This is a genomic window from Bartonella sp. B35(2025) (genome assembly GCF_053794465.1).
Genome location: NZ_CP200035.1, coordinates 1,137,417 through 1,145,000, shown reverse-complemented (window position 1 = coordinate 1,145,000; position 7,584 = coordinate 1,137,417). Strand labels below are relative to the sequence as shown.

Annotated in this window: 5 protein-coding genes; 2 read left to right on the top strand and 3 right to left on the bottom strand. The window is 37.4% G+C overall.

The window, feature by feature from the left end:
* Window positions 1-255: 255 nt before the first annotated feature.
* Window positions 256-1,341, bottom strand: coding sequence for a YrzE family protein (locus V4P56_RS04720; RefSeq protein WP_455481710.1), 1,086 nt, complete (start codon window positions 1,339-1,341; stop codon window positions 256-258).
* Window positions 1,342-1,968: 627 nt separating this feature from the next.
* On the opposite strand from V4P56_RS04720, the gene hisS reads away from it, so the two are divergent.
* Window positions 1,969-3,465: a histidine--tRNA ligase gene (gene hisS / locus V4P56_RS04715; RefSeq protein ID WP_455481769.1), complete on the top strand. Its 1,497-nt coding sequence runs from the start codon at window positions 1,969-1,971 to the stop codon at window positions 3,463-3,465.
* 159 nt (window positions 3,466-3,624) lie between these two features.
* On the opposite strand, the gene V4P56_RS04710 is transcribed toward hisS, so the two are convergent.
* Complete coding sequence (locus tag V4P56_RS04710; protein WP_455481768.1) at window positions 3,625-4,149, bottom strand: redoxin family protein; 525 nt, start codon at window positions 4,147-4,149, stop codon at window positions 3,625-3,627.
* A 186-nt stretch (window positions 4,150-4,335) separates the two neighbouring features.
* Here V4P56_RS04710 and V4P56_RS04705 point away from each other — a divergent pair, with 186 nt between their 5' ends.
* The gene (locus tag V4P56_RS04705; protein WP_455481767.1) at window positions 4,336-5,964 is read left to right on the top strand and encodes an alpha-D-glucose phosphate-specific phosphoglucomutase; all 1,629 of its coding nucleotides are present in this window, start codon (window positions 4,336-4,338) and stop codon (window positions 5,962-5,964) included.
* A 9-nt stretch (window positions 5,965-5,973) separates the two neighbouring features.
* Here the strand turns inward: V4P56_RS04705 and fumC are convergent, their stop codons facing one another.
* Window positions 5,974-7,371 carry a class II fumarate hydratase gene (fumC, locus tag V4P56_RS04700; RefSeq protein ID WP_455481766.1) on the bottom strand — a complete coding sequence of 466 codons (1,398 nt, stop codon included), beginning with the start codon at window positions 7,369-7,371 and terminating at the stop codon, window positions 5,974-5,976.
* Between the last annotated feature and the right edge of the window lie 213 nt (window positions 7,372-7,584).

Here is a 7,584-nt window from a genome sequence, read left to right as displayed (position 1 = left end):
CTTATGAAAGAGGGAGAGTGCAGCCAAATGTCATGAAAAATTTATTAGGAAAATTTAAAGATTTTTCCTGAGAAGGTATTTTCAATTATCTCAACTTCATAAATAATTGTTTTTAGGTTTTTTTATTGGAGAATAGATTGTTTGATACATGTTATTTTTGGTTTGAAGGAAAGACCTTAGAAAGTTTGCAAATAAAAAGCTGCACTGGTTTTGCAGCTTTTTGATATGTTCAATACTTTATGAAGGTATGAGTTTTTAAAGCATGAAAGAATCTTTGCGGCTTTTGTAGCCATAGTAACCAAAAATACTAGAAATAATGGCACCAATTAAGCCGCCTAAAAAGCCCCACCATCCAATACTAGAGGCTGTTTTTACAGCTTTATCTGCAATATAACGAGTATCCTTGATTGGCATATCTAGCTTTTTAGAGAGTATATTTGCTTGTTGTTTGAGGGCTTTTATGGCCTTTTCGGTTTTTGCTTCTGCTGTTTGATAAATATGCAATGCGTTGTTTGCCATGGCTTGTGCATCGGCATGTGTTATACCATTGTTCATGAGGTCGTTGATGATGTCATTCTGATTGATATTTGCTGTAATGGTTTGTGCATGATTAGAAAGACGGTTGCTCAGATTTTTAAGGTATGTGCGATAGTGAGAAGGATCATTCTTGAAAGCTGTTATTGTTGAATCAATCTCTTTAAGAGCTTCCTTATAGGATTGCTTTAAGCGGTCAGGATTGAGAGATGGAACTTCACTTCTATTGAGGGCAGTGTGCAAATCATTGCGTAATTTTTCAAAATCGATCTCTTCGTTTTTTGTATGTAAAAGCTTTTCAAAGCTTTCACTGTTTAATTTTGAGAGAAGGGGAATAGTATCTGTTTCTAGGTTGGTTATGTCTTGTTGAGTTGCTGTAATATTTGCTGAAATAGCCTTAGTACCTAGGTTAACAGAACCTGAAACAAAAAGGATTGTTTGGATTGTCATGAGCAGTGTTAACAGAGCCCAAGTTAAAAAGCCGTGAAATGCTCCTGCTGTTTCTGCAAAATGTCCAGCAACAAAACTTCCTCCTGCAAGACTTATCAGCATAGCAATGAGTGAACCAATACCAACGGATAGAAAGGTGCCTTCAAAAGGGGATGAAGAGTAAAAATCAATTTGGGTTAAGCCTAAAGCCGCAATCAGAAATGATAAGCAGATCAAGCTGGCAAGGGTTGTGACTAGTCCAGCAAAGATTGCTGACCATGAAATGGGTATGTGAAAAAGGGGATACTGTTCCTCTAAAGAGGTTTCTTTTAGAAAATGTGTATCAAATGATGTATCTCCTGGAATACGGGTTTCCATGTGTTTATCTCCTTGAATGATGCTGGAGATACAATGCCTTAGGTTCAATTATGTTCCAAAAGTGGACAGAGATACACCAAAACGGATAAAAACTCTCAAGAAGATATTACGATAGATGATGATTATTATCATTGAAAGTTTGTTTATAGCAGTCAAATTTTAGATATTGAATTTATAGAATGTGAAAAGAAAGAGTGTAATGTTATAAATCGTTAGCTAAAGTCCCCATTAGCTACAATATCTATTAGCAAATCGCCCATTAGCTAAGTTAATTGTGACACTTTATCTTGTTGTTGAAAGCATCTTTCTATCCGTTCGTTGGCATTGGCTTTCTTATTGTTATGCTGATAAGTCTTGCAGGAGGAAGTTTTGTTGCTGGACATTTTGCAAAAATATTAAGAGCATTTAAATGCTTAATAATTGTGAAAATGTAGAGCTTATAGCTTGGTTTTAAGACAAGTCGTTTTATGACAACTTCTTCTGATGTTGAAGTATATGGTTTTTTATTAAGAAAAAGCTTAAAACTTAAAATGTGACATAACGATTGATTTACAAAATTATTGCAGAGTGCTTTTCTATAAGATAGACACAAAAAAGCGTGAATATATACTATTAATAGAGAAAAAAATGCTGCTAAAACAAGAAAAAACCAAAGCTCGTTTACCACGTGGTTTTGTTGATCGTACAGGTGTACAGTTATATGCAATTGAAACAATGATTGCTCAGATTCGTGAAGTGTACGAACTGTATGGTTTTGAAGCACTTGAAACACCGATTTTTGAATATACGGATGTGTTGGGTAAGTTTTTACCTGATTCAGAACGTCCAAATGCGGGTGTTTTTTCTTTACAAGATGACGATGAGAAATGGATGTCTTTGCGCTATGATCTTACTGCACCTCTTGCTCGCTATTTTGCGGAGAATTTTGAAATTTTGCCAAAACCTTATCGAAGTTATCGTCTTGGCTTTGTTTTTCGTAATGAAAAACCTGGTCCAGGGCGATTTCGGCAATTTATGCAGTTTGATGCTGATATTGTTGGAACACAAACAGTAGCAGCTGATGCGGAAATCTGCATGATGGCAGCGGATAGTTTAGAAAAATTAGGAATTCAGCATCATGATTATGTTATTCGCCTTAATAACAGAAAAATTCTTGATGCTGTTTTAGAGCAGATTAGCTTGGGAGGAAGTGAGCAGGCAGAGAAGCGCTTAACTGTTCTTAGGGCAATTGATAAATTGGATAAATTTGGTTCTGAAGGGGTGCGTTTACTTTTAGGACAAGGCCGTTTAGATGAGAGTGGTGATTTTACAAAAGGAGCAGGGCTTAAAGATAAAGAGATTGACTATATTCTTGCTTTTATTACTGCTGGGGCTGAAACAGCAGATAAAACGATTGATATTCTTAAAAAAGTAGTTGGTAATCATTGTAAGGGGAATGAAGGGGTCGATGAACTTGAAGAAATGCAAGTGATTTTTACCGAAAATGGCTATCAGAACCGTGTTAAAATTGATCCGTCGGTTGTGCGTGGATTGGAATATTATACAGGGCCTGTTTTTGAGGCTGCATTGCTTTTTGATGTTTTTAATGATGATGGACAAAAAGTGATTTTTGGATCTGTTGGTGGTGGTGGACGCTATGATGGGTTGGTTGCACGTTTTCGTCGTGAAAGTGTTCCAGCAACAGGTTTTTCAATGGGTGTATCGCGCTTGATATCGGCTTTGCAAAATCTTGGAAAGTTACCTGTTAAAGAGGTTACTGGGCCAGTTGTAGTGCTTATGTTGGATAAAGAGCCAGAGGCTGTTGCACGGTATCAGAAAATGGTGACACAGTTACGCAATGCGGGAATTCGTTCTGAACTCTATTTAGGAACTTCAGGAATAAAAGCACAAATGAAATATGCTGATCGGCGGCATACCCCTTGTGTAATTATTCAAGGATCACAAGAACGCAAAGATGGGAAGATACAGATCAAAGATTTAATTGAAGGTGCACGTTTGTCCCACGAAATTAAAGATAATCAAACTTGGCGAGAAAGTCGACCAGCACAAATAACAGTTGATGAAAATCAATTGGTCAAAGCGGTACAAGAGATCTTAAAAAATCAAAATTCACAAAAATTTTAGTTTTCAAATATTAAACTTGTTAACTCCAAATACAGTTATAACGCTGTACTATTGTGGTTAGCCAACATTCTTCAGTAAAAATGTAGAAAATAAAAACGGCACAAACTCTTCTTTAATAAAGAAATTTGTGCCTTTTAATAAAGCAATTTTGGTTTAAAATTAGCTTTGCAGTGTTTTTAAAATATTTTGTGGTGAGGAGACTTCATAAGGGTCTGTGGTGCAGTTATCTGAAAAACCTTCTTCTTCGAACCATTGTTCAACAACTCCATCATTAATCACAGCAGCATAGCGCCATGACCGCATCCCAAAACCAATATTATCTTTAGCAACTAACATTCCCATTTTACGTGTAAATTCACCTGAACCATCGGGGATTAATTTCACATTTTGGATGTTTTGTGTTTTTCCCCAACTGTTCATGACGAAAGCATCATTGACAGAAAGGCAGTAAATTTCATCAATGCCAACTTTTTTAAATTCATCATAGAGTTTTTCAAAATCAGGGAGCTGAAAGGTTGAGCAGGTAGGTGTAAAAGCCCCAGGAAGAGAAAAAAGAATAACCCGTTTTCCTTTAAAATAAGTGTCACTGGTGACATCTTGCCACCGATATGGATTATTTCCACCAATTGATTCATCGTATATACGTGTGTGGAAGGTGACATTGGGAACTTTTTTTCTTATCATGGTTAGGCTCCTACATTTTGTAAAAAATTATGTGTTAAGAAAAAGTCTTTATATTTTAAAAGTACTTTTAAAATACAATAGCTACAACGAGTTTGCAGATATTTATACAGGCGTCAAGCAGAATTAATCATCGATTTTAATGGATTTTTCCTTTAAAATTAAACGAAATGCAATGAAAGCACTTCCATGACTATAACCACAGTTTTGACAACGGCTTTTGATGACCAAAAACCGGGAACATCTGGTTTACGCAAAAAGGTATCGATTTTTCAAAAACCTCATTATGCTGAAAATTTTATTCAATCCCTTTTTAACAGTATTGAGCCTGTTGAAGGAAAATTATTGATTCTCGGAGGAGATGGGCGCTATTTCAATAGAACACTTATTCAACTCGTGTTGAAAATGGCTGCTGCTAATGGTGTTGCTTGCATTAAAGTAGGAAGAGAAGGCATTTTATCCACGCCTGCTGTTTCGCATCTTATTCGCAAATATCATGCACATGGCGGTATTATTCTTTCAGCAAGTCATAATCCCGGTGGTGTAGATGGGGATTGTGGTATTAAATACAATATTTCTAATGGTGGACCTGCTCCTGATTCTTTATGTGATGCTATTTTTGCTGCATCGCAGCGTCTTTCCTCTTATAAAATCATCGAAGCTCCAGACATTGATTTAGATAAGCAAGGCATAACCTTTATAAAGTCTATGCGTGTGGAAATTATTGATCCTGTGGCAGATTATGTTGCTTTGATGCAGGAGATTTTTGATTTTGATTGTATTGCCAAGGCAGTTGCGGAAGGTTTAACGTTACAATTTGATGCGATGCATGCAGTTACAGGGCTTTATGCACGAGAAATTTTTGAAAAATGCTTAGGGTTTCCTAAAGGAACAGTGGTGAATGGGATTCATTTACCAGATTTCGGGGGAAAGCATCCAGATCCAAATTTAGTTCATGCTAAGAGTCTTTATGATTTGTTGATGTCTGATCAGGCGCCTGATCTTGGTGCCGCATCTGATGGTGATGGTGATCGTAATCTTATTATCGGTCGTAAACAATTTGTTACACCTTCTGATTCTCTAGCTATTATGGCGGCTCATGCACATTTGATTAAAGGTTATCGACAGGGTGTTGTGGGTATAGCACGCTCTATGCCAACAGGGCGTGCAGCTGATTTAGTTGCTGAAAAAGAAGGATTAGATTTTTTTGAAACACCAACGGGTTGGAAATTTTTTGGAGCACTTTTGGATGCTGGAAAAGTAACTTTTTGTGGTGAAGAAAGCTTTGGGATAGGCTCTCATCATATCCGTGAAAAGGATGGTTTATGGGCTGTATTATTTTGGTTAAATCTTTTAGCTGTGACAGGAAAAAATGTAGCACAAATTGTTCAACAGCATTGGCACACTTATGGGCGTTTTTATACTTCACGTCATGATTATGTGGAAGTGGAGGAACATAAAGCATATGCACTTATGGAGTACTTACGCACACATTTACCGTCGGTAGGAACGAAAATTTCTGGATTAATGGTCAAAAAAGCAGATGATTTTACTTATCATGATCCAGTTGATCAGAGTATTAGCACACGGCAAGGAATGCGTATTTTTTTTGAAAATGGAGCGCGGTTGGTGGTGCGTTTATCTGGAACAGGAACAGTAGGAGCTACCTTACGGCTTTATCTTGAGCAGTATGAAGGTGATCGATGCAAACATGCACAAAATCCACAAAAAGTTCTCCGCCCTTTGCAGAAAGCAGCTCTTCAATTATTAAATATACAGCAACAATTTGGTCGCAAACAGCCTGATATTATTACATAGAGATCTGTATCAAGTTGTCTCTTGTGGGTGGATCATCTTTTTGGGATCAACTAGTCTGTCATAATCATCTCCCGAAACACCAGCTTTTATAGCTTCAGCACGCAAAGTTGTATCATTTTTATGTGCTGCTTTGGCAATTTCAGCAGCTTTTTCATAGCCAATTTCTGGTGCAAGAGCTGTCACTAACATGAGAGAGCGTTCCATGAGGGAATGAATATGAACACGATTAGCACGTAAGCCTTGAACGCAATGCATATCAAAAGAACGCATACAATCACCAAGAAGGGTAATCGACTGCAAAACATTATAGCCAATCACAGGCTTATAAACATTCAATTCGAAATGTCCTTGGCTTGCAGCAAATGTTACACTGGTATGATTGCCAAAGACTTGACATGCAACCATGGTCATTGCTTCACATTGCGTAGGATTGACTTTCCCTGGCATAATGGAAGATCCTGGTTCATTTTCTGGGAGGTTTAATTCACCCAAACCTGAACGTGGACCTGATCCCAAAAACCGAATATCATTAGCAATCTTAAAGAGATCCGCTGCTAATGCGTTTAAGCTTCCATGGAAATGTGCAAGTGCGCCATGATGTGCAAGTGCTTCAAATTTATTACGAGCGGTTTTGAAAGTTATTCCTGTAAGGGTGCTGATTGTTTTAGCAAATGCAACATCAAATCCTTGTGGTGCATTAAGTCCTGTTCCAACGGCTGTACCTCCTTGGGCAAGCATCTGAACGTCGTTAAGAGCTGTTTCAATGCGTTGGCGATTGGCTTCTAATGCGGTCCGATAGCCTGAAAATTCTTGCCCTAAGGTAAGAGGTGTTGCATCTTGGGTATGGGTACGTCCAATTTTGATGATGTCGGCAAATTCTTCTTCTTTTTTTTCTAAAGTAGCAATTAAGGTTTCAAGGATTGGGAATAAGTGTTGGCGTGTTTGTAGTGTGGTTGCAATGTGAAGTGCTGTGGGAAAGGAATCGTTTGATGATTGGCTCATATTTACGTGATCATTGGGGTGAACAGGTGCTTTGCTGCCGAGTTTACCTCCTAAAAGCAAGCTGGCATGGTTAGCGATCACTTCATTTACATTCATATTGCTTTGTGTGCCAGAACCTGTTTGCCAGACAGAAAGTGGAAAATGTGTATCAAATGTACCGGCAAGTACTTCGTCAGCAGCAGCAATGATCGCTTTTCCTATATTTTGGGGAAGCTTTCCTTTGTCCATATTCACAAGAGCTGCAGCTTTTTTAATGAGGCTTAAAGCATAAATGATGGTGAGAGGTTGTTTTTCTGTGCCAATATTAAAATTATGTAGAGAACGTTCAGTTTGTGCTCCCCAATAGCGATCTTGATGCACTGAAATTGTTCCAAAGCTATCAGTTTCCTGACGTGTTTTCACCATGATAAAATCCTTTTATGTTCACCGGTTAATAAAAAAGTAAATAACGCGAAATAGAAAAAATAGGCAAGATGTTGAAGCCTTTTTAGGATAAATTTTTTATGATGGATTCTTGACATTTTGGAGTAGCAATGTTTATATTCTGAATATATTAGCACTCACATCAGATGGATGCTAATAAGAACTTAAGATTAATTTAGTTATATTAAGTTTTAA

Bases quoted from the DNA above. Each gene is read 5' to 3' on its own strand.
- V4P56_RS04720 (WP_455481710.1), bottom strand. From the start codon at position 1,341: ATGGAAACCCGTATTCCAGGAGATACATCATTTGATACACATTTTCTA.
- hisS (WP_455481769.1), top strand. From the start codon at position 1,969: ATGCTGCTAAAACAAGAAAAAACCAAAGCTCGTTTACCACGTGGTTTT.
- V4P56_RS04710 (WP_455481768.1), bottom strand. From the start codon at position 4,149: ATGATAAGAAAAAAAGTTCCCAATGTCACCTTCCACACACGTATATAC.
- V4P56_RS04705 (WP_455481767.1), top strand. From the start codon at position 4,336: ATGACTATAACCACAGTTTTGACAACGGCTTTTGATGACCAAAAACCG.
- fumC (WP_455481766.1), bottom strand. From the start codon at position 7,371: ATGGTGAAAACACGTCAGGAAACTGATAGCTTTGGAACAATTTCAGTG.